This window comes from Streptomyces boncukensis, assembly GCF_011045075.1.
Taxonomy (GTDB): Bacteria; Actinomycetota; Actinomycetes; order Streptomycetales; family Streptomycetaceae; genus Streptomyces; species Streptomyces boncukensis.
The window spans coordinates 1-2,187 of record NZ_JAAKZZ010000816.1; the positions used below are offsets into that span (position 1 = coordinate 1).

The window sequence follows — 2,187 nt, forward strand, 5'->3', positions numbered from 1 at the left end:
GATCGGCAGGCGGCGCGGGAGGCGGATCGGAGGACGGGTCGGCGGGCGGGTCGGCGGGCGGCGCGGAAGGCGCTTCCGCGGGCCGCGAGCGCGACGTGGGGACCAGGGCCGCCTCCGGCGCCTGCACGCCGCTGTGCGGGGCGTTCCCGCCGTCCGGGCCGCCGGGGCCGTCCTGGGCTGAGCCGTCCCGGTCGTCACAGCCGTCGCCGTCCGGGGTGTCCGTACGGCCCGGCCCTTGCGCGCCACGGGGGGCGTCCGGGCCGTCCGCGGGCTCTGCGGAGGCTTCGGACGACGGCTGCCGCGCCCTTATCGCCGCCTGGGCGGCAGCGGTACGCCGCTGTGTGCCGGGCAGTCGGGCGCTCCAGCGCGTGAAGTTCACGGTCGTCCGATTCCTCGTGTTGTTCGCTCTGTGGGTCATCGCTGCGGGTCGCTCGCCGAGTGCTCCGCCCCGCGCCGCCGCCAAGGGGACGAGAGGGGTCACTCTTCGCAGATGCGGGCGCACCCATGGTCACACGTCCAGTGTGGCCCACTGCGCTGACATTCGTCAGACGCCGCTGTCCCGCGGGCAGTTCCCCGCCAGCTCCACGGCGGCTTTGCGCCGCATGGTCAACTCGGGCGGGTGCCGCGTCTGCCACCCGCCGCCGACTCGAACTCGGCACGCGGGTGCTCCAGTGAGCCGAGGGAGACGATCTCCCTTTTGAACAGCCCGGAGAGCATCCACTCCGCCAGCACGCGTGCCTTGCGGTTGAACGTGGGGACGCGGCTGAGGTGGTACACGCGGTGCATCAGCCAGGCCGGATAGCCCTTGACCTTCCGGCCGTACACATGCGCCACCCCTTTGTGCAGTCCCAGCGAGGCGACGGAGCCCGCGTACGCGTGGCGGTAGGGGGTGAGTTCGGCGGGGTCGGCGCCTTCCAGGCTGTCCGCGAGGTTGTCGGCGAGGCGGCGGGACTGGCGCAGGGCGTGCTGTGCGTTGGGCGCGCAGACGGCGTCGTCCGTATCGGCGGTCAGGTCGGGGACGGCCGCCGCGTCCCCCGCCGACCAGGCGTGGTCGACGCCGGCGACGCGCAGCGTGGCGGCGCACCGCAGGCGGCCCCGTTCGGTGAGCGGGAGGCCGGAGGCGGCGAGGACCGGATGCGGGCGCACGCCCGCCGTCCACACCAGGGTGCGGGCGGGGTGCCGGGAACCGTCGCTGAGGACGGCGACGCGGCGCTCACAGGAGTCGAGGCGAGTCTCCATCCGCACGTCGATGTTGCGGGCGCGCAGCTCGCGCAGCGCGTACCGGCCCATCTCCGCGCCGACTTCGGGCAGGATCCGGTCGCTGGCCTCGACGAGGAGGAAGCGCAGGTCCTCGGCTTGGACGTTGTGGTAGTAGCGGCAGGCGTAGCGCGCCATGTCCTCCAGCTCGGCGAGCGCCTCGACGCCGGCGTACCCGCCGCCGACGAAGACGAAGGTGAGCGCCGCGTCGCGGACGTCGGGGTCGCGGGTGGAGGAGGCGATGTCGAGCTGCTCCAGCACGTGGTTGCGCAGGCTGATGGCCTCCTCCACGGTCTTGAAGCCGATGCCGTGCTCGGCGAGGCCGGGGACGGGGAGGGTGCGGGCGACGGAGCCGGGGGCCAGGACGAGCTCGCTGTAGGGCAGCTCGAAGGTGGCGTCCTCGCCTTCCTCCTCGGCCGTGGCCAGGGTGGCGACATGGGCGACCCGCCGCTCGTGGTCGAAGGAGCGCGCCTCGCCGATGAGGATCTGGCAGCCGGTGAGCACCCGGCGCAGCGGGACGACGACATGCCGCGGGGAGATCGATCCGGCGGCGGCCTCCGGGAGAAAGGGCTGGTACGTCATGTACGGGTCCGGGTCGAGGACCGTGACGCACACTCCGCCGTGGCCCTCGGCGGCCAGTTTGAGCTGCGGCTTCAGCCGCTTCTGCAGCCGCAGGGCGGTATACATCCCGACGTACCCGCCGCCCACAACGAGAATGCGCGCCGGCGCCTGGGCTCCGGGTTTCCCGGCCGCCGCGGCAGTTTCTTTCGTCGCCTTGGTCACTCATCCATGACGCACCCTCAGGGTGGGGTTTGTCCACAGGCCCGGGTATTCGTATGACTTAGAAGTGTCTCCGACCCGCGCCCCTCCGCATGTCGGACGGACCGGTATCATCGCAGGTCAGACGGTTGCAGGGCGGGCCCTGTCTCT

Annotated in this window: 1 protein-coding gene and 1 pseudogene; both read right to left on the reverse strand. The window is 72.7% G+C overall.

Annotated elements, in window-relative coordinates:
* Nucleotides 1–379, reverse strand: a pseudogene (locus G5C65_RS35930) (ATP-binding SpoIIE family protein phosphatase); the annotation flags it as partial.
* 227 nt (nucleotides 380–606) lie between these two features.
* Nucleotides 607–1,944 carry an NAD(P)/FAD-dependent oxidoreductase gene (locus G5C65_RS35935; RefSeq protein ID WP_165303246.1) on the reverse strand — a complete coding sequence of 446 codons (1,338 nt, stop codon included), beginning with the start codon at nucleotides 1,942–1,944 and terminating at the stop codon, nucleotides 607–609.
* Nucleotides 1,945–2,187 lie beyond the last annotated feature (243 nt).